The sequence below is a fragment of the Nonomuraea sp. C10 genome (genome assembly GCF_008017515.1).
GTDB classification, from domain to species: Bacteria; Actinomycetota; Actinomycetes; order Streptosporangiales; family Streptosporangiaceae; genus Nonomuraea; species Nonomuraea ferruginea.
In genome coordinates this window covers 666,639-685,385 of the sequence record NZ_VPFF01000003.1, presented here as the reverse complement: position 1 = coordinate 685,385, position 18,747 = coordinate 666,639, and the positions used below count along the sequence as shown (strand labels likewise).

General features: G+C 70.8%; 16 protein-coding genes. 10 read left to right on the top strand and 6 right to left on the bottom strand.

Translation table 11 applies throughout. The features are described from left to right. Positions 1-11 precede the first annotated feature (11 nt). Complete coding sequence (locus tag FR742_RS34670) at positions 12-1,712, top strand: alpha/beta fold hydrolase (RefSeq protein ID WP_148035520.1); 1,701 nt, start codon at positions 12-14, stop codon at positions 1,710-1,712. Between the two features lie 11 nt (positions 1,713-1,723). Continuing rightward, entirely contained in the window at positions 1,724-2,263 is a 540-nt protein-coding gene (locus FR742_RS34665; protein ID WP_148035519.1) for a DinB family protein, read from the top strand. Between the two features lie 7 nt (positions 2,264-2,270). Here the strand turns inward: FR742_RS34665 and FR742_RS34660 are convergent, their stop codons facing one another. Then, positions 2,271-2,630 (bottom strand): helix-turn-helix domain-containing protein, encoded by a 360-nt coding sequence (locus FR742_RS34660; protein ID WP_148035518.1) that lies wholly within the window; start codon positions 2,628-2,630, stop codon positions 2,271-2,273. 89 nt (positions 2,631-2,719) lie between these two features. On the opposite strand from FR742_RS34660, the gene FR742_RS34655 reads away from it, so the two are divergent. After that, complete coding sequence (locus FR742_RS34655) at positions 2,720-3,571, top strand: SDR family oxidoreductase (RefSeq protein WP_148035517.1); 852 nt, start codon at positions 2,720-2,722, stop codon at positions 3,569-3,571. A gap of 89 nt (positions 3,572-3,660) precedes the next feature. On the opposite strand, the gene FR742_RS34650 is transcribed toward FR742_RS34655, so the two are convergent. Next, on the bottom strand, positions 3,661-4,692 hold the full coding sequence (locus tag FR742_RS34650; RefSeq protein WP_148035516.1) for a LacI family DNA-binding transcriptional regulator: 1,032 nt from the start codon (positions 4,690-4,692) through the stop codon (positions 3,661-3,663). Between the two features lie 346 nt (positions 4,693-5,038). On the opposite strand from FR742_RS34650, the gene FR742_RS34645 reads away from it, so the two are divergent. The 6 genes from FR742_RS34645 (at position 5,039) to FR742_RS34620 (ending at position 12,946) form a co-directional block, all read left to right on the top strand. Continuing rightward, on the top strand, positions 5,039-6,796 hold the full coding sequence (locus FR742_RS34645; protein WP_148035515.1) for an ABC transporter substrate-binding protein: 1,758 nt from the start codon (positions 5,039-5,041) through the stop codon (positions 6,794-6,796). Positions 6,797-6,860: 64 nt separating this feature from the next. Continuing rightward, positions 6,861-7,856 carry an ABC transporter permease gene (locus tag FR742_RS34640; protein WP_148035514.1) on the top strand — a complete coding sequence of 332 codons (996 nt, stop codon included), beginning with the start codon at positions 6,861-6,863 and terminating at the stop codon, positions 7,854-7,856. Further along, on the top strand, positions 7,853-8,737 hold the full coding sequence (locus tag FR742_RS34635) for an ABC transporter permease (RefSeq protein ID WP_148035513.1): 885 nt from the start codon (positions 7,853-7,855) through the stop codon (positions 8,735-8,737). Before FR742_RS34640 ends, FR742_RS34635 begins: the two co-directional genes overlap by 4 nt. Beyond that, entirely contained in the window at positions 8,734-9,675 is a 942-nt protein-coding gene (locus tag FR742_RS34630) for an ABC transporter ATP-binding protein (protein ID WP_148035512.1), read from the top strand. The genes FR742_RS34635 and FR742_RS34630 overlap by 4 nt, the downstream gene beginning before the upstream one ends. Further along, entirely contained in the window at positions 9,675-10,550 is an 876-nt protein-coding gene (locus FR742_RS34625) for an ATP-binding cassette domain-containing protein (RefSeq protein ID WP_148035511.1), read from the top strand. Before FR742_RS34630 ends, FR742_RS34625 begins: the two co-directional genes overlap by 1 nt. 11 nt (positions 10,551-10,561) lie before the next feature. Then, complete coding sequence (locus tag FR742_RS34620) at positions 10,562-12,946, top strand: glycoside hydrolase family 2 protein (protein WP_148035510.1); 2,385 nt, start codon at positions 10,562-10,564, stop codon at positions 12,944-12,946. On the opposite strand, the gene FR742_RS45435 is transcribed toward FR742_RS34620, so the two are convergent. Next, positions 12,933-13,862: an RDD family protein gene (locus FR742_RS45435; RefSeq protein ID WP_222709230.1), complete on the bottom strand. Its 930-nt coding sequence runs from the start codon at positions 13,860-13,862 to the stop codon at positions 12,933-12,935. The two genes, FR742_RS34620 and FR742_RS45435, sit on opposite strands and share 14 nt — an antisense overlap. A gap of 14 nt (positions 13,863-13,876) precedes the next feature. Further along, positions 13,877-15,292, bottom strand: a complete 1,416-nt coding sequence (locus FR742_RS34610) for an aspartate aminotransferase family protein (RefSeq protein ID WP_261808949.1) — start codon at positions 15,290-15,292, stop codon at positions 13,877-13,879. Positions 15,293-15,414: 122 nt separating this feature from the next. Here FR742_RS34610 and FR742_RS34605 point away from each other — a divergent pair, with 122 nt between their 5' ends. Beyond that, complete coding sequence (locus FR742_RS34605; RefSeq protein ID WP_148035508.1) at positions 15,415-16,446, top strand: LacI family DNA-binding transcriptional regulator; 1,032 nt, start codon at positions 15,415-15,417, stop codon at positions 16,444-16,446. 3 nt (positions 16,447-16,449) lie between these two features. On the opposite strand, the gene FR742_RS34600 is transcribed toward FR742_RS34605, so the two are convergent. Next, the gene (locus tag FR742_RS34600) at positions 16,450-17,685 is read right to left on the bottom strand and encodes a hypothetical protein (protein ID WP_148035507.1); all 1,236 of its coding nucleotides are present in this window, start codon (positions 17,683-17,685) and stop codon (positions 16,450-16,452) included. Further along, on the bottom strand, positions 17,682-18,698 hold the full coding sequence (locus tag FR742_RS34595) for a ThiF family adenylyltransferase (protein WP_187281507.1): 1,017 nt from the start codon (positions 18,696-18,698) through the stop codon (positions 17,682-17,684). The genes FR742_RS34600 and FR742_RS34595 overlap by 4 nt, the downstream gene beginning before the upstream one ends. Positions 18,699-18,747: the final 49 nt, after the last annotated feature.

Below are 18,747 nucleotides of genomic sequence, written 5' to 3'. Positions count from 1 at the left end.
AAGGAGTTGCCATGCGACCCGACTCGATCGTCTTCGGCGCCGCGGGGTTCGTCGGCCGTGCCCTGGTCGAGGAGCTCCTGCGGCGCGGCCACGGCGTCGCCGCCGCCGTCCGCGGCGGGGGAGACCGCCTGGCTTCCGCGCTCGCCGAACGCGACGTCCCCCTCGACGGCCTCCGCGTCGTGACCGCCGACATCACCCGCCCCGGCCTCGGTCTGGCGGACGACCTGGCAGACGTACGCGACGTCTACAACACCGCCGCCCGGTTCGCCTTCGGCCTGGGCGTCACGGAGGCGCGAGCCGTGAACGTCACCGGTGCGCTCAACGTCCTCGACTGGGCCGCCACCCTGACGTACCTGCGCCGGGTGGTGCACATCAGCGGATACCGGGTGAGCGGTGGCGGCGCCCCCGACTACCGCAGGCTGGGCGCCTACGAGGGGTCCAAGCGGGAGGGCGACACGGCGGTACGGGCCCGCGCCCAGGAGAGGGGCATCCCGCTGACCATCGCCAACCCGGCCACCGTGATCGGCCCCGGCCAGTTCATCGGCCTCGCCTCGCTGGTGTCCGACCTCTGGCGCGGCCGGCTGCCCGCCGTCCCGGGAGGCCCCGAGGTGTTCGTGCCCGTGGTCGACCTCGGCTATCTCGCCGCCTTCCTCGCCGACCTCCCCTCGGACGAGAGGACCGAGGGCAACGCCTACTGGGTGCTCGACGAGGAGACACCCCACCTGCCCGACCTCGTCAAGCTGATCGCCGCACACCTCGGAGTCCCGGCGCCGGAACGCACGATCCCGGTCGGGCTGCTGCGGCGCCTCCCCCGTACGATCACCGGAGCCGAGCCGGAGACCCTGTCCTTCCTGTCCGCGGACCGCTACGACACCGCCTCCGCCCAGGCCGTCGCCAGGCGTCCCATGCCCCCGGTCGGACCGGCGCTCAAGCGGTGGGCCGACGACCTCGTCGCCACCGGCTTCGGCACGTCCGCCCCGCCGCGCGGACCGTACGGGTTCCACCGGGTCGCGGGCAGCGCGACGTGGCTGACCGGTGAGCGCGAGCACCCGTCCCACGTCCTGCTGCACGGGCTGCCGCTCGACTCCGCGTCGTGGTCGGAGGTGGTCGAACGGCTCGACGCCCCCGTCCTCGCCGCCGACCTGCCCGGTCTCGGCCGGTCGTCCCCCGCCGACGGGCCTCTGGAGGACTGGCTGGCCGAGCTCCTCCGTCCGGTCGGGAGCCGGCCCACGCTGGTGGCCCACTCCCTGGCGTGCGGTCCTGCCGTCCGTCACGCGGCGGCCCACCCCGACGGCCTCTCCCGCCTCGTGCTGGTCGCCCCGGCGTTCCTCCAGGCTCCCGTCCCGTGGCCGCGGCGCTCCTCGCTCGCCGTCCCCGTGCTGCGGCGCATGACCTCCGCCCGCCTGGCCCGCGCGCTCGGCGTCCCCGAGAGCCCCGCCACCGCCAGTGCCGCCGCGAACCTCGCCCGCCCCGGTCACGCCCGCCGCGTCGTCGCCGCCCTGCGAGCCGCCCGCGCCGGCCTCGCGAGCACGCTGTCCCGGGTGACGGTGCCCGTGGACATCGTCGTGGGCTCGGCCGACCCGCTGGTCACGCCCGTGGACAGGCCGGTGACGGTGATCGAGGGAGCCGGCCACTACCCTCAGCTGACCCATCCGGACGACCTCGTCCACGCGCTCGCCGGCGCGGGCACACCGCCCAGAATCGGCCTCTAGACTCACCGATCATGACGAACATAGACGAGCAGGGCAGGCCGGAACCTCCTGTCAACGCCGACGAGACCGGCACCCTCCTGGGCTTCCTCGACTTCCAGCGTGCCACGTTCGAGTGGAAGATCGGCGGCCTGGACGCGGCCGGCCTGAACGTGACCGTCGCCGCCTCCTCGATGACCCTCGGCGGCATGATCAAACACCTGGCCTACGTCGAGGACTACTGGTTCTCGGCGTTCCTGCACGGCCGCGACGCGCACGCCCCGTGGGACGCGGTCGACTGGAAGGCCGACAGCGACTGGGACTGGCACTCGGCCGACCAGGACACGCCGGAGCAGCTCATGGAGCTCTGGCAGGACGCCGTGAGCCGCTCCCGCGCCGCCGTCAAGGATGCGCTGGCCGACGGCGGCCCGGAGCAACTCGCCCGCCGCACCTGGCCCAACGGCGACACCCCCAACCTGCGCTGGATCCTGTGCCACATGATCGAGGAGTACGCCCGCCACAACGGCCACGCCGACCTCATCCGCGAGTCGATCGACGGCCTCACCGGCGAGTAGGCGACGCTCAGCCCTTCGCGGAGTCGTACTCCTCGCGGGCTGTCTGGACGGCCGGGAGGCGGCGTTCGGTCCATTCGGCGAGGGAGCGGACCTGGGTGGCGGCTTCGCGGCCGAGAGGGGTGAGGGAGTAGTCGACGTGGGGCGGGATGACCGGACGGGCGTCGCGGCGGACGAAGCCGTCGCGCTCCAGGGTCTGGAGGGTCTGGGCGAGCATCTTCTCGCTGACCCTGCCGATCTCGCGACGCAGCTCGCTGAAGCGGTGGGTGCGTTTCTCCAACGCCAGCAGGATGAGGACGCCCCAGCGGCTGGTGACGTGCTCCAGGACGAGCCGGTACGGGCACGTCTCCTCCGTGACCCTTACTTTCATGTCAGTACCTTACTTTGAAGTGTGTACTCCTTCCAGAGTGAGTTTCCTGCCTAAGCTGGGCGGAAACGGCAGAAGGGATGTCACGCATCATGAGTTTCGTCGTCACCGGAGCCTCCGGACACCTCGGCGGCCTGGTCGTGGACGGGTTGCTGAAGGCGGGCGAGCCCGTCGCCGCCGTGGTCCGCGACAAGGACAAGGCCGCCCGTCTGGCCGAGCGGGGTGTGGAGGTGCGGGTCGCCGACTACGACGAGCCCGAGGCGTTGCGTGAGGCCTTCCGCGCGGGCGACAGGGTGCTGTTCGTCTCGGGCAGCGAGCCGGGGCGGCGCGAGCCCCAGCACCGCAACGTGGTCGAGGCGGCCCGCGACGCGGGTGTGGCGCTGCTCGCCTACACCAGCGTGCTCGGCGGGCCCGAGGCCGACTTCGTCCTGGCCGCCGACCACAAGGCCACCGAGCAGGCCATCCTCGACGCCGGGGTGCCGTACACGTTCCTGCGCAACGGCTTCTACCACGAGGTCTACACCGAGACCATCCCCCAGGCCCTGGAACGCGGAGCCGTCACCGCCTCCGCCGGCGACGGGCGGATCGCCACCGCCTCGCGGGCCGACTACGCCGCGGCGGCCGTCGCCGTCCTCACCGGCGAGGGTCACGAGGGCAGGGCGTACGAGCTGTGCGGCGACACGGCGTGGTCCTTCGCCGAGTTCGCGGCCGAGCTGTCGAAGCAGTCGGGCCGGGCGGTCGAGTACCGGCCCCTGACCACCGAGGAACACCGGGGCCTCCTGCTCGGCGCCGGGCTGCCCGAGCCGGTGGCGGACCTGGTGGCCGACATCGACCGGGCGATCGAGCGCGGCCTGCTCACCCGTACCTCCGACGACCTGCGGCACCTCATCGGCCGGCCCCCGACCCCACTCGCCGAGGCCATCACGAGCGCGCTCAAGCACTGACCCGAGCTCTCGATGTGCCCAAGCTGAGACCCCTTGGTCAGCTCGATGGCTGAGCTTGTTCCGCTGCGTCGGCCTCGTGGTCGGCAGGGTTAGCCGTGCCGCTGTGCGGCCGGGGGAGGGGCGGTGCTGCCGCGGGGGACGAGGCGGGGAGCCTGGTCGCGGATGGCCTCGACCTCCTGCCCTTCGATCAGTGACAGCAGCGCCCGCGCCGCGTGCGCCCCGTAGGCCGGGATGTCGCGGGTGAGCGCGCTGAGGGCGGGCCGGACGATCTGGGAGAGCGGCGAGTCGTCCCAGGCCACGATCGACAGGTCGGCCGGCACCCGGAGCCGCAGCTCGTCGGCGGCCGACATGCCCGCGACCGCCATGATGTCGTTGTCGTACATGATGGCCGTCGGGCGGGTGGCGGCGCTCATCAGCCGGCGGGTGGCGTGGGCGCCCTCCTCGCCGGTGTAGTCGGTGTGCATGATCGTGTGCCACTCCAGCCCGAGCTCCCGGCAGGCGGCGGTGAACGCCTGGTCGCGCAGGACGGTGTGGACGAGGTCGGGCAGCCCGGCGACGCGGGCGACGCGCCTGTGGCCTAGGGCGTGCAGATACTCGACCGTCTCGCGGACGGCGGCGGCGTCGTCGGCCCAGACGGGGGTGAGCGCGCCGGCTTCGGACGGGTCGCCGAGGACGACGGCGGGCATGCCGAGCTCGTGCAGCGCCGTGACGCGGGGGTCGGAGAAGCGCAGGTCGACGAGGATGGCGCCGTCGACGCGGCCCTCGCCCCACCAGCGCCGGTAGACCTCGGTCTCCTGCTCGGGGGCGGTGACGACCTGGAGCATGAGGGCGTAGGAGCGGGCGGACAGCTCGGTCTCGATGCCGCTGATCAGCTCCATGAAGAACGGCTCGACGCCGAGGATGCGGGCGGGGCGGCACAGGGTGAGCCCGACGGAGCGGGCCTGAGCGCCGTTGAGCGCGCGGGCGGCGCTGTTGGGCCGCCAGCCGATCTCCTCGGCGATGGCCTTGATCGCCGCGCGCTTCGCGGGCGACACGCCGGGGCGGTCGTTGAGCGCGTAGGAGACGGCCACTTTGGAGACCCCCGCCCTGCGCGCGATGTCGGCGATCGTTGGTCGCTTCACCGAGCCCCCTGGATGTGAACCGGTTAGTCAGGTACGTGAACGCACCTTACTACCGGCGAGAAGGGCGCGCACCTGCGAAACCGTCGTTGGGAGCGCTCCCTCGGCTTAACCGGTCCTCCGAACGGTGCATCTCAAACTCGTTACGACCCTTGACGCGATCGTCGCACCGATTTTACCGTCGCGGTACTTATCCGGTTCAGCGACAAGCCGTCCGTGACATTTCGGGAGCGCTCCCACAAGGCAGCAGCGGACGGCCGTGCGGCGGCGTATGTCCCGGGCCGCCCAACGTTCGGGGGTTGGACAGACGGTCGACCTCCGCCGACAAGGCGGGGGAAGGAGAGCACAGATGCAGACCCGGGCGCGGATTCTCATACCGCTCCTCGCGGCGGGCCTGGCCGCAGCCGCCTGTACCGGTGGCGGCGGCACCGCCGCACCGACACCCGCGACCTCCCAGGCGGGCAGCCCGCCCGCCCAGGGCAACGCCGGCGCGCTGCCCCGCAACGAGACGCTGTACACGACCGGCACCCAGTGGGGCCCGCCGGCCAACTTCAACCCGATCCGCGAGTGGGACTCCGCCACCGGGACCAAGGGCCTGGTGTACGAGACGCTCTTCCACTACGACCCGAACGCGGGCAAACTCGTCCCCTGGATCGCCGAGAGCGGCAGCTGGACGGACGACAAGACGTACGAGGCCAAGATCCGCCAGGGCGTCACCTGGGCCGACGGCAAGCCGCTGACCGCCAAGGACGTCGCCTTCTCCTACGGCCTAGGCAAGATGGAGACCGTCCCGTTCCACAACATGTGGGACTGGCTGGAGAACGTGGAGGCGGTCGACGACCAGACGGTCCGCTTCTCCTTCTCCGAGGCCAACTACCAGGAGTGGGACTTCAACCTCTACAGCCGCGTCATCGTCCCCGAGCACGTGTGGAGCGGCCGCTCCGAGGAGGACGTGCTCAACGGCGTCAACGAGAACCCGGTGGGCAGCGGCGCCTACAAGTACCAGAGCCACGACCAGGACCGCGTGGTCTGGGTCAAGCGTGACGACTGGTGGGGCAAGACCGCGCTCGGCATGGAGCCCAAGCCCAAGTACATCGTGGACGTGGCCAACCCGAGCAACGAGGTCGCCATGGGCATGCTGCTGCAGAAGGGCCTGGACCTCAGCAACAACTTCATGCCCGGCGTGGCGAACCTGATCAACGGCAACTTCGGCATCACCTCGTACTACGACGAGCCGCCGTACATGCTGTCCGCCAACACCGCCTGGCTGGTGCCCAACACCACCAAGAAGCCGATGGACGACCCCGCCTTCCGCAAGGCGCTGGCCACCTCGGTCGACGTCAAGAAGATCGTCGAGGGCGTCTACGGCAACCTGGTCAAGGCGGCCAGCCCGACCGGCCTGCTGCCGCAGTGGGACCAGTTCGTCGACCAGGCCGTGGTGAGCTCCGACGGCTTCACGTTCAACACCGACGAGGCCAAGAAGATGCTGGCCGACGCCGGATACCGCGACCGCGACGGCGACGGGCTGGTGGAGAACAAGGACGGCTCGAAGATCAGCCTGACCATCGAGGTGCCCACCGGCTGGACCGACTGGATGGAGGCGGCCCGGGTCATCTCCAGCAGCGGCAAGGCGGCCGGCATCGAGATCACCCCCGAGTTCCCCGACTTCAACGCCCTGGTGGAGAAGCGCGGCAAGGGCAACTTCGACCTGGTCATCAACAACGAGCGCCAGCTGTCCAGCAGCCCGTGGACCTACTACGACTACATGTTCCAGCTCCCGATCCGGAAGGTGCAGAACACCACCAACTTCGGGCGCTACGAGAACAAGGAGGCCTGGGAGCTGGTCCAGCAGCTCGACAAGGTCAAGACGGACGACGTCGAGGGGATGAAGGAGGTCATCTCCAAGATCCAGAAGATCCACATGGACGACATGCCGATCATCCCGCTCTGGTACAACGGCATGTGGGCCCAGGCCAGCAACGCGACCTGGAAGAACTGGCCCTCCGCGGCGGAAGGCGCCCCCAAGCACGCGCCCACGATGTGGCGCAACTGGATGGAGCTCGGCGGCTTCGAGACGCTGACCCAGCTCCAGCCGGCGGCCGGCTGACCTGACACAACGGCGCCCCCTCCGCCCGTCCTCCGGGCGGAGGGGGTCCCTTGGGGAGATCTTCGTGCGCCAATACTTCGGCAGGAAACTGTTCATCTACGGCCTCACCTTCGTGGCCGCCGTCACGGTCAACTGGGTGATCCCGCGCTTCATGCCCGGCGACCCGGTCGCGAGCATGCTGGCCAGGGCCCGCGTCTCACAGCCCGAGGCCGTCGAGGCGATGCGGGTCTACTACACCAACCTCTTCGGCTTCGACGAGCCGATCTGGCAGCAGTACCTGAACTTCTGGGGCGCGCTCTTCCGGGGCGACTTCGGCATCAGCATCTACGTCTTCCCGGTGCCGGTGACCGACCTGATCATGGGCGCTGTTCCGTACACGCTGGGGTTGATGATCCCGGCGGTGCTGCTCAGCTACTGGGTGGGCAACCGGTTCGGCGCGTTCGCCGCGCGCAGGAAGCTGCTGGACAACACCGTGCTGCCGGTCGGCTACGTCCTCACCGCGACCCCGTACATGTGGCTGGCCGTGCTGCTGGCCTGGGGGTTCGGCGTGGTGGCCGGATGGTTCCCGATCGCCGGCGGCTACAGCTTCTCGCTCACGCCGAGCTGGTCCTGGACGTTCTTCGTGGACCTGCTGCACCACTGGGCGCTGCCGTTCCTGTCGCTGTTCCTGGTGGCGCTGGGCGGGTGGGCGATCGGCATGCGCAACATGATCATCTATGAGCTGGAGTCGGACTACTCCAACTACCTGGCGGCGCTCGGCGCGCCGGCCAAGCTGATCCGCCGCTACGCCTACCGCAACGCGATCCTGCCCCAGATCACCGGCCTGGCGCTGCAGCTCGGCGTGCTGGTCGCGGGCGCGCTGGTCACCGAGATCGTCTTCTCCTATCCGGGGATCGGCAGCCTGATTCTCAAGGCGATCCAGAACCAGGACTTCTTCCTGCTGCAGGGCTCGTTCATGTTCATCGTCATCGGGGTGCTGGTGGCCAACTTCATCATCGACATCGTGTACGTGCTCATCGACCCACGCACGCGCACCGGGATGGCGGGAGCGCAGGCATGACCGCGACGACGGCACTGCCCACCGAGGAGCGCGTGGTGCGCCGCGAGGCGCTCTACTTCGCCGTACGGAACCCGAAACTGGTCATCGGCTTCTCCATCGTGCTCGTGCTCGCGCTGACCGGCCTGTTCGGGCCGGTCATCCTGGGGGTGGACGCGCCCAACGAGTACGTGGCGATGCCGATGCTGCCGCCCTCGTCGGAGTACTGGTTCGGGACGACCACGCAGGGACAGGACGTCTTCGTCCAGTTCGTGTACGGGCTGCGGACCACGATCCTGGCCGGCGCGATCGGCGGCGGCATCGCGGCCGTGATCGCCATGGTGATCGGGTTCGTCGCCGGTTACCGGGGCGGGATGGTGGACGAGGTGCTCAACATGCTCACCAACATCGTGCTGGTCATCCCGACCCTGGCCGTGCTGCTGATCATCAACGCCTACCTCGGCATCCGCAGCGTCGGCATGCAGGCGCTGCTCATCGGCCTCACCTCCTGGCCGTGGGCGGCGCGGGCGATCCGGGCCCAGACGTTCTCGCTGCGGTCCAGGGACTTCGTCGACCTGGCCAGGCTGAGCGGGGTCGGCACGCCCAGGATCATCGCGCGGGAGATCGCGCCGAACATGAGCTCCTACCTGTTCATGACGTTCATCCTGCTGTTCGGCAGCTCGGTGCTGATCGCCGCCTCGCTGGACTTCATCGGGCTCGGGCCCACGGAGGGCGTCTCGCTCGGGCTGATGCTGCAGAACGCGACCCAGTGGAGCGCGCTCCAGCTCGGCCTCTGGTGGTGGTTCGTGCCGCCGGGCGCGGCCATCACCGCCGTCGTCGGCGCCCTGTACGTGGCGAACGTCGGTCTGGACGAGGTCTTCAACCCGAAGTTGAGGGAAACATGAGTCTGCGGGTCAGCGAGCTGAGGGTGCACTACAAGACACTCAGAGGCGATGTGAAGGCGCTCGACGGGGTCTCCTTCACCATGGACGACGGGGAGATCCTCGGCCTGGCGGGTGAGTCCGGCTGCGGCAAGACCACGCTGGGCAAGAGCCTCATCCGCATGGACGGCCGGATGCGCCACGTCGGCGGCACCGTCGAGCTGGACGGCCGCGAGCTGCCGATCGGCGACGACCGGGCGATGAACGACTACCGCTTCCACGAGATCTCGCTCATCCCGCAGTACTCGATGAGCGCCATGAACCCGACCCGCCGGATCGGCAGGATGGTGACCGAGCTGCTCCGCTCGCGCGGCGTGACGCTCGACAGGAAGGAGCTGGAGAGCCGGATCGGCATGGTGGGGCTGCCGCGCGAGGTGCTCGACCGCTACCCGATCGAGCTGTCCGGCGGCCAGAAGCAGCGCATGGTCATGGTCATCTCCACGCTGCTCGACCCGGCGCTGCTGATCGCCGACGAGATCACCTCCGCGCTCGACGTGTCCACCCAGAAGGCGGTGGCCAAGGCGCTGCTCGGCTTCCGCGACGGCGGCTACGTCAAGAGCATGATCTTCATCACCCACGACCTGGCGCTGACCTCGCACATCGCCGACACGGTCATGGTGATGTACGCGGGCAAGCTGGCGGAGAAGGCGCCGTCGGAGAAACTGATCAAGGCGCCGAAGCACCCGTACACGAAGCTGCTGATCAACTCGCTGCCGGAGATCGGCGTCCGCTACGAGGAACGCAAGCTGGCCGGCATCCCCGGCAGCCCGCCGTCGCTGCTTAACCCGCCGCGGGGCTGCCGCTTCCGCGACCGCTGCCCGCTGGCCGGCGACGAGTGCGCCGAGGAGCCGCCGGTGAACGAGATCGAGCCCAACCACTTCGTCGCGTGCTGGAAGGCCTGATGCTGAAAGTCGAGAACGTCACCAAGGTCTACAAGGTCGGGACCTTCGGCGGGCGGACGCTGACGGCCGTGGACGCGGTGAGCTTCGAGGTGCGGCCCGGCGAGGTCGTCTCCCTCATCGGGGAGAGCGGCAGCGGGAAGAGCACGATCGGCAAGATGATCCTCGGCCTGATCCCGATGACCGGCGGGACGATCACCGTCGACGGCGTGCCCGTCAAGCCGGGCCGGGACTACTACCGGTCCGTCCAGGGCGTCTTCCAGGACCCGTTCAGCTGCTACAACCCGGTCTTCAAGGCCGACCGGGTGTTCCAGCTGATCAAGGACAGCTACTACCCGTCGGTCCCCGGCAAGGAGTGGACCGAACGGGTCCACTCGGCCATCGAGGACGTGCGGCTCAACCCGCGCGAGGTGCTCGGCAAGTTCCCCCACCAGCTCAGCGGCGGCCAGCTGCAGCGCCTGCTGATCGCCAGGGCGCTGCTGCTCGACCTGAAGCTGCTGATCGCCGACGAGATCACCAGCATGCTCGACGCCTCCACCCGCATCGACGTGCTCAACCTGCTCGCCGAGCTCAAGGGCCGCGGGCTGAGCGTGCTGTACGTGACGCACGACCTGTCGCTCGGCCACTACCTGGCCGAGCGCACGGTCGTGCTGCGCAGCGGCGCGGTCGTCGAGATGGGGCTGACGCACAAGGTGTTCGACGACCCCCTGCACCCCTACACCAGGCAGCTCCTGTCGTCCGTCCCCCGGCTGCACGCCCCGTGGGAGGACGCCCCGCCGGTGGAGACCTGCCTGTATCACGAGCGCGGCGCGACCGGCGGCCTGTACGAGGCCGAGCCCGGCCACCTCGTGGCCTGCGCCAAGCTCGACGACTGCTGAAGGAGAACCACGTGAGCTCGTACCGACCCCTGCACGACGGCTGGGTCCTGTCGGCCGCATCGGGGGACGTGCCCGCCACAGTGCCTGCCACGGTGTCCGCCACTGTGCCCGGTTGCGTGCACACCGATCTGCTCGCCGCCGGTCTCATCGACGACCCGTACCTGGACGACAACGAGAACCGGCTGGCCTGGATCGGCCGCACCGCGTGGACGTACACCACCGTGTTCTCCTGGTCGGGCGACGAGCACGAGCGCACGGACCTGGTGTGCGAGGGGCTGGACACGGTGGCCGAGATCGCCCTGAACGGGGTGCGCGTCGCCGCCACCGCCAACCAGCACCGCTCCTACCGGTTCCCGGTGCGCCACCTGCTGCGCGAGGGCGAGAACACGCTCACTGTCTCCTTCGGCTCGGCGCTGGAGTACGCCGAGGAGCGGCGGGCCGCGCTCGGGTCCCGCCCCGGCGCCTACGAGGCGCCGTACGCGTTCATCCGCAAGATGGCCTGCAACTTCGGCTGGGACTGGGGGCCCGCCCTGGTCACCGCCGGCATCTGGCGCCCGATCGGGCTGGAGAGCTGGACCGGCGCCCGGCCGGCCGCGGTCCGCCCGCTCGCCACCGTCGCCGCCGACGGCTCGGGCCGGGTGGACGTGCACGTGAGCGTCGAGCGCGCCACCGAGGCGCCGCTCACCCTGGTCGCCGAGGTGGCCGGGGTCTCGGCGGAGGTGCGGCTCGCCGCCGGTCAGCGGACCGCCGTCGTGCCGCTGACCGTGCCCTCGCCCAGGCTGTGGTGGCCTCGCGGGTACGGGGAGCAGCACCGTTACGAGCTGGCCGTGCGGCTCGGGGAGTCGTCGTGGACCGGGAAGATCGGGTTCCGGACGGTCGAGCTGGAACGGGAGGCGTTCAGGCTCGTCGTCAACGGCACGCCGGTGTTCGCCCGCGGCGTCAACTGGATCCCCGACGACTGCTTCCCGTCCAGGATCACCCGCGACCGGCTCGCCGCCCGCTTCGGCCAGGCCGTCGGCGCGGGCGTCAACCTGCTGCGCGTATGGGGCGGGGGCCTGTACGAGAGCGAGGACTTCTACGACCTGGCCGACGAGCTCGGGCTGCTGGTGTGGCAGGACTTCCCGTTCGCCTGCGCGGCCTATCCGGAGGAGGAGCCGTTCAGGTCGGAGGTGGCCGCCGAGGCGCGCGAGCACGTGACCAGGCTCGCCCCGCATCCCAGCCTGGTGCTGTGGTGCGGCAACAACGAGAACCTGGAGGGGCACGCCGACTGGGGCTGGCAGGACGAGCTGGCGGGCCGGAGCTGGGGCGGCGGCCTCTACCACGACCTGCTGCCGTCGATCGTGGCCGAGCTGGACCCGACCCGCCCGTACATCCCCGGCAGCCCGTTCTCGGCCGACCCCGCCGCCCCGCCGCAGGACCCGTCCACCGGCACCATCCACATCTGGGACGTCTGGAACCGGGAGGACTACCGCCACTACGCGACCTACACGCCGCGGTTCGTGGCCGAGTTCGGCTTCCAGGGGCCGCCCGCGTACGCCACGCTCCGCCGCGCCGTCTCCGGGGAGCTGGCCGCCGACGCCCCGCTGGTCCTGCACCACCAGAAGGCCGACGACGGCAACGGCAAGCTGCTGCGCGGCCTCGGCGACCACCTGCCCGCGCCGGGTTCGTTCGACGACTGGCACTACCTGACCCAGCTCAACCAGGCCCGCGCCATCACCTTCGGCGTCGAGCGGTTCCGCGCGCTGGCGCCGTACTGCATGGGCACGATCGTCTGGCAGCTCAACGACTGCTGGCCGGTCACCTCCTGGTCGGCGGTCGACGGCGACGGCAGGCGCAAACCCCTCTGGTACGCGCTGCGCCGCCTCTACGCCGACCGGCTGCTCACCGTGCAGGGTTCCTCGGTGGCGGTGGTCAACGACTCGGGCACGGCATGGCAGGGCTCACTGCTGGTCACGCGCCTCGGGCTGGACGGGGAACCGCTGGCCAAGGACGTCCTGGAGGTCTCGGCGGAACCCCGGTCGGTGGCGCGGGCGCCGCTCCCGCCTTCGGTCGCCACCCCCGACGACCCTTCCCGCGAACTCCTCTCGGTCCGCCTCGGCGACTCGCGCACCCTGTCCTTCTTCGCCGAGGACCTGGCCGTGGCCTTCCCTCCGGCGTCCTACGACGCTTCCGCCGACCGGGTGGACGGCGGTTACCGCGTGACGGTCACCGCCCGCACGATCCTCCGCGACCTGGCCCTCTTCCCCGACCGCCTCGACCCCGCCGCGTCGGTGGACACCATGCTGGTCACCCTCCTACCGGGCGAGACCACCACCTTCCACGTCACCTCGGACGCCGCCCTGGACCCGTCGGCGCTCACCTCGACCCCGGTCCTCCGCTGCGTCAACGAGCCGTGACCGAGGTGCCCAGCAGGCGGTCGTGCAGCATCCGCCCGTCCCGGTCCGCGAACGACCAGAGCGCGTCGGCGGCCAGCCACAGCACCCCGTACTCGGGCCACAGCACGGCGACGGGGAAGAGCAGCGCCCGCAGCGCCGCCTTCCCCGGCCCGGCGCCCTCCACCCGGAGCCCGAGCAGCCGTTTGCCGACGGTCGTGCCACGCGGGATCCACACGTACAGGAACAGCAGCGCCAGCAGGGCCAGATCCTGACCCACCGGTAGCGTCCCCGGCTCCCCGTGGGAGAGCAGCCCCCCGAAGTCACGGCTCTCGGGGAGCAGCGGCATCACCAGGCCGAGCGCCGCGCAGAAGATCACGTAGTCGGCCAGCAGCGCCGCCGCCCTGAGCCCGGTCCCTTCGGCGGCCTGGCCGGGACGGCGCGGCATGCCGAGCGAGGCGGCCAGCACCAGCAGGGCCGCGAGCAGGTAGCAGACCTGGTCACGTCCCCAGCAGTCGGCCATGGCCACGAACCACTCCGGGCTGAGAACAGTGAGCGAGAAATCAGGCGCGGTGACCGGCCCCGCCGCCGCCACCGCCACCAGCCCCCACGCGATCCGCCGCCCCGCCGCCTCCGGATCGCTTTGCCGCAGGCAGCCAAGGAACCCGGCCAGCACCAGCACCGCCGGGAGCGCATACCAGTAGGCGACTTCCGCGACCGCGCCGAGGTCGCCGACCAGCGGCGACAGCACCGGCGTCGGGTTCGAACTGCTATAGAGGCGGACCATGCCGTAGATGTAGCCGTAGTCCTCATAGCTCTCCATGCCGACGCCCTGCGTATACAGCGGTTCCGGCGCCGACCACTCCTCCCACAACCACCACGTGGGCAGGAGAGCGATGAAGACGGCGGCTGCCCAGGCGGCACGGGATAACGGAAGCACGACCGCAAACCGTACTAGCTATAGATCACCGACAGAAAACGCACCAGGATCGCCTCCCGCAGCTCGGCCGGGAGCGCGTCCAGCACGGCGTTGACCACGGCCATCCGAGGCTGCCCGGACCCGGGCCGCAGATCCACCCCCACCGAGGCGGCCAGCTCGGCGAAGGTCGCGTCGTCCAGCGCGTCCAGGTCCAGCCCGGTGATCAGCTCCACCAGCCCGTCGGGGACAACGGGCGGCCCGAGCCGCCGGGCGGCCTCCGCCGACTCGGCGATCACCTTCAGCATCGCGTCCACCCCGGCCAGCGTCACCCCCGTGACCGTGATGTGCAGGTTCGCCGGGATCCCCGCGTACGAGAGCTGCGGCTGCAGGAACCACCCGCGCGCCCGCGCCTCGTCGGCGAGCGTGAACACGTCCACGTCGTCGGAGGTGAAGGCCACCAGCGTCGACCCGGAGCCCAGCACCCGCAGTCCGCCGATCCCGGCCAGCCCCGCGCGGAGCCGGTCCGCCGCCTCCAGCGTGGCCCGCCCGAGCTCGACGTACCCGTCCCGGCCGAGGGCTTGGAGGGTGGCCCAGGCCCCGCCCAGCGGCCCTGCCGACCGGGAGCTCTGCACGGTCGCGTTGATGATCGTGTAGCCGGGCCAGGCCGCCGACGCGAAGTACGCCCGCCGCCGCATCGCCGGGTCGGCGAACAGCACCACCGACGCCCCCTTCGGCGCGTACCCGAACTTGTGTAAATCACAGGAGATCGACGTCACCCCCGGCACCGACAGGTCGAACGGCGGCACGTCCGCGCCCGCCTCGCGCAGCCACGGCAGCAGCCAGCCGCCCACGCACGCGTCGACATGGCAGAACACGCCCGCCTCCGCCGCGACCGCGGCGATCTCGCCGACCGGGTCGACCACCCCCTGCGGGTACGAGGGAGCGGACGCCACGACCAGCACCGTGTCCTCGTCCATCGCCTCCGAGACCGCCCGCACGTCGGCCTTGAACGTCCCCAGGTCCACCGGCACCGGCCTGACCTCGACCCCCAGGTAGTGGGCCGCCTTGTGGAAGGCCGGGTGGGCGGTGACCGGCAGCACCAGGTTCGGCCGGGGCCGGGAGGCCGCGTCGCGGGCCGCCTTCACCGCCAGCATGATCGACTCGGTGCCGCCGCTGGTGAAGATGCCGTGGCCGCCGCCTAACAGGTCCGCGACGGCGCCGACGACCTGCTTCTCCATCTCGACGATGCTCGGGAACGCCGTCGGGTCCAGGCAGTTGACCTCCAGCATCGCCGCGTACGCGCGGGCCGCCGCGTCGTGCACCTCGGGCCGTCCGGTGTCGTACACGTAGGAGGTCACCTGGCCGCCGCGCACGGGCAGGTCGTGCTCGGTGAGCCGGGCCAGCTCGGCCAGCAGGTCCTCGGCCGTCCTCCCGATGCGGGGCAGGTTCAATGGTCCTCCTCGGCGGCCGAACCTCATTCTTATTCGGCTCCGTCAATCGTCCGATGGAAAGGCAGGCGCGAAACCGGCTTTGCCTCCCTGTTAGCGTTATTGCAAATCTAGGGGGTGAGCGCATGGCCGCTAAAGGGGACGAATCCGAGGCCCCGCGCAGGCCCGCCGTGCTGGGCGACGTGGCAGCACTGGCGGGGGTCTCGGCGATGACGGTCTCGCGGGTGCTCAACGCACCGCACCGGGTGCGGGCGGAAACCCGCGAGCGCGTGCTCGCCGCCGTACGCGAGCTCGACTACTGGCCCAACCTGGCCGCCCGCCAGCTCGTCACCGGCCGCTCGGGCGTGCTCGGCGTGGTCAGCATCGACACGACCCTGTACGGTCCCGCGTCCACTCTCTACTGCATCGAGCAGACCGCCAGGCTCAGCGGCTACAGCGTCAGCATCGCCAGCCTGAGCCTGCTCAGCAGGCGGTCCATCGAGGAGGCGGTGCGGCGGCTGCGCGCCCAGGCGGTCGACGGCGTCGTCATCCTCGCCCCGCACGAATCCGCCGCCGACGGCCTGCGCCACCTGCCGCGCGACCTGCCCGTGGTGGCGGTCGACGCCGGTGAGGACATCCCCGTCCCCGTCGTCACCGTCGACCAGCGCGCCGGGGCGGCCAGGGCCACCCGCCACCTGCTCGACCTGGGCCACCGGACCGTCCACCACCTGGGCGGGCCGGTCGACTGGCTGGACGCCAACTATCGGATCGACGGCTGGCGGCAGGTGCTGGAATCCTCGGGCCGCCCGGTCCCCGAGCCGCTGCGGGGCGACTGGAGCCCGCGCTCCGGCCACGAGCTCGGCCGGCGCCTGGCCGACGACCCCTCGGTGACGGCGATCTTCGTGGGCAACGACCAGATGGCGCTCGGCCTCATGCGCGCCCTGCGCGAGGCGGGCCGCCGGGTGCCGGACGACGTGAGCGTGGTCGGGTTCGACGACATCCCTGAGGCGGCCTACTTCTGGCCGCCGCTGACGACGGTCCGCCAGGAGTTCGGCGAGGTCGGCAGGCATGCCTTCCACCTGCTGCTCGACCGCATGGCGGGCCACACGGAGCCGGCCCGCCGCCTGGTCGAACCCCAGCTGGTCGTACGAGAGAGCACCGGCCCCGCCCCTCGCTGACCCTCAGCGGCGGAACCAGTGGGGGTGCGACTTGACGAAGGTGACCAGGAACAGCGTCTGGATACCGCCCTCGACGAGCAGGAAGAGACCGGCGTCGACGCCCAGGAGCACCGGCCCGCCGTTCACGCTCTCCCAGACGGCGACCAGCGCCCGGATCAGCGAGCTGACGATGATCGGCAGGGTGTAGACCGCGAACATGCCCAGGGCGACCGCCGCGCTGGGCACGAGCAGCACCGCGTAGATCCGCACCGCCCGCCGTTCGCGGGCGGACAGCTCGGCGCTCGGGTCGGCGGGCGGCCGCACCCGCCGCACGACGGCGGTCACCCGGCGGAGCAGGTAGCGGGCGTAGCCGAGCCCGTCGCCGAACAGGTTGCGGCAGCGCAGAAGGTCGGCGAGCACGAAGTAGAAGTCGGTCCGCATGTAGACGTGCATCTGCAACGGGACGCTCAGCATGATGACTAGGGCGAGGGCGCGCAGGAGCGCCGCGACCCCCTCCGGCGGGTCCGCGTGGGCGAGCACGAGCAGCAGGGTCGCGAAGAGGAAGAGGTCGCAGGCGGTCCCGGCCAGGTAGACGCGGTAACGCGAGCGCCTCGGCACCGACCAGATCGCGGTGACGTCCGTCTGCACGACCAGGTTGTGCAGCCGGGTGCCGAACCCGATGCGTGCCGGGGTGCCGAGCGACCGCGCGGCCACCAGGTGCATCAGCTCGTGCAGGCTGATCACCACCGAGAACATCGCGGTGTTGACCAGCGTCGTCAGCCCGATGTAGTCGCTCCAGAAGAAGTCGTGGTACACGGGCACCAGATCGGGCCGGCCGAACAGGGTGACGAGCGCCGCCCCGACCACGACCGCCCACAGCACCGCCATCGGGCGGCCGAAGAGCCACCGCACGTGCCTCTCGGCCAGCCAGGGCAGGTGGGGCGGCGGGACCCGCTCGGCCGGGTCCGGCAGGTCCGCGCCGTTCAGCCGGGCGACGAAGCCGAGCTCGACGAGTGCCTCCACGAGCTGCACCACGTCCAGCTCGACGTCGTGCTCGTCCTCGATCCGGCGCTGGACCGCGCCGACCGGGAGGCCGTCGCCGAGCAGCTCGATCGCCTTGCCGTAGAGGGCGGGCAGGCTGACGAACTCGCCGAGCTCCGGCCGTCCCACGATGACGCCGTCCGGGTCGTCGTCCGCCTGGATGCTGAGCGGGCGCAGCCGGAGCGTGCCGGCCGTGCCGACGGGGACGGGCGCGGTCATCCGCCGGCCGAGCCGCAGGCGGGGCAGTCGTCGTGGCGCACCACGTCCACGGCGTAGGCGTGGTCCCAGACGGCGAAGTTCCAGTGGAACACCCGTCCGCGCGTCTGGGTGCGCAGGCCGCCGAGGTGGTAGATGATCTCCAGCGCGCACAGGTGGCCGCTGACGTTGGCGTTGGCGGCGGTCACCGCGTTGGGCCGGACCTCGTCGTAGGTGAGGTCCCGCTGCCCGGAGGCCTGCTTCTTCCGGTCCTCGTCAAGGCGCATGCAGCGCCAGCACCCGGTCTCGCCCGGGTGGAAGGAGCTGACCACCGCCATCGGTCCCGCGTAGAAGCTGGCGAACCATGGCGTCCCGGTACGCAGCGCCGCCTCGTTCGTCCAGAGCATGATGTCCGGGTGGGGTTCGTCGGCGCAGAGCACGAACACGTCGCAGTCGGCCATCAGCGCGGCCATGTCGTCGGCCCCGGTCGCCTTGAGGTCGCCGCCCGTAACCGTGACCAGGCTGTTCATCGCGCGCAGCCGGGCGACCGCCCGCTCGACCTTGGGCTTGCCGATGTCCTGCTCGGTGTAGAGGAGCTGCCGGGTCAGGTTGGATTCCTGGACGTCGTCGAAGTCGGCCACGTGCAGGGCGCCGATTCCGCTCGCCACCAGGCCGGCCGCGACGGCGGATCCGGTGCCGCCCAAGCCGAGCAGAGCCACCTTGGCCTGCTTGATCCGCGACTGGATGGTGTAGGGCGACTCGCGCGGGATGGTGTCGATCCACGAGTAGAAGTCGCGAGCGGGCGCGTATCTCTCCAGCTCCTGTGCGGAGAGATTAGTGGGAGGCGCCGCCTCGGCGTCCTCGACGAACCCTTCGGCGATGAGCGCCTCGACGATCTCGCGGACGTTCTCCTGGTCCACCCCGGGGCTGTTCGCCACGAAGTCGGCGCAGATCTGCTCGGTGTCCCGGGTGCCGTCCATGAGGGTGAGGATCCGCGCGATGTTTCCCTCGGCGTCGTCCTCCAATTCCGCAGCCACACCGTATTGACCGTAACTGATCCTTATCCGGCCGTCCGGATAGACCGTG

Coding starts and splice junctions, on each gene's coding strand:
- FR742_RS34670 (WP_148035520.1), top strand. CDS start 12: ATGCGACCCGACTCGATCGTCTTCGGCGCCGCGGGGTTCGTCGGCCGT.
- FR742_RS34635 (WP_148035513.1), top strand. CDS start 7,853: ATGACCGCGACGACGGCACTGCCCACCGAGGAGCGCGTGGTGCGCCGC.
- FR742_RS34655 (WP_148035517.1), top strand. CDS start 2,720: ATGAGTTTCGTCGTCACCGGAGCCTCCGGACACCTCGGCGGCCTGGTC.
- FR742_RS34625 (WP_148035511.1), top strand. CDS start 9,675: ATGCTGAAAGTCGAGAACGTCACCAAGGTCTACAAGGTCGGGACCTTC.
- FR742_RS34665 (WP_148035519.1), top strand. CDS start 1,724: ATGACGAACATAGACGAGCAGGGCAGGCCGGAACCTCCTGTCAACGCC.
- FR742_RS34660 (WP_148035518.1), bottom strand. CDS start 2,630: ATGAAAGTAAGGGTCACGGAGGAGACGTGCCCGTACCGGCTCGTCCTG.
- FR742_RS34645 (WP_148035515.1), top strand. CDS start 5,039: ATGCAGACCCGGGCGCGGATTCTCATACCGCTCCTCGCGGCGGGCCTG.
- FR742_RS34630 (WP_148035512.1), top strand. CDS start 8,734: ATGAGTCTGCGGGTCAGCGAGCTGAGGGTGCACTACAAGACACTCAGA.
- FR742_RS34600 (WP_148035507.1), bottom strand. CDS start 17,685: ATGACCGCGCCCGTCCCCGTCGGCACGGCCGGCACGCTCCGGCTGCGC.
- FR742_RS34605 (WP_148035508.1), top strand. CDS start 15,415: ATGGCCGCTAAAGGGGACGAATCCGAGGCCCCGCGCAGGCCCGCCGTG.